The 474-nt window shown below is 71.7% G+C and carries 1 pseudogene; it reads right to left on the bottom strand.

What is annotated here, in order from left to right:
- Positions 1-57 precede the first annotated feature (57 nt).
- Positions 58-474 (bottom strand): annotated as a pseudogene (locus HX774_RS19390) (hypothetical protein); the annotation flags it as partial.

The raw sequence follows: 474 nt of genomic DNA, 5'->3' as shown, positions 1-474 counted from the left end.
CCATGCTGCGCATGGTCCCCTCCCCCGCTACGCAGGGGAGGATCGCCCTGCGTAGCTCTACCGATTGGCGCAGGCCCGTTCGGTGTTGAAGGTCGGGCGATACTGGCCGCCGGGGAAGCCCGTCGGCACGTCGAACGGCGCCGTCTGACGCAAGGCCCGCAGCGCCCCGTCCGCCGCCGCACGATAGACGGCGCTGGACTGCGGATTGACCAGGGTCGGCCCCTTGGTGATCCGCCCGTCCGCCGACAGGGTCAGATCAACCTGAATCCTCAGCTCGTCGGCGCCGGGGATGTCGCAAGGCAAAATCCAGTTCGGATAGACCTGGTTGAAGATGGCCGTGATCTGCGGCCCCGTCGCCTGGCTCGCGGTCCCCGATCCCTGCTGACCCGCCGCCGGACGGCCCCGGTTCGGCGTCACGCGCGGCGGTCCCGCCAGGGCGTCCAGGTCCAGACCGGGCGCGGGCCGGGCGGGCGC

The sequence above is a fragment of the Brevundimonas sp. P7753 genome (assembly GCF_013386595.1).
Lineage (GTDB): Bacteria > Pseudomonadota > Alphaproteobacteria > Caulobacterales > Caulobacteraceae > Brevundimonas > Brevundimonas bullata.
The sequence above is the reverse complement of the archived record's forward strand: the minus strand, read 5'-3'. Positions and strand labels throughout refer to the sequence as shown.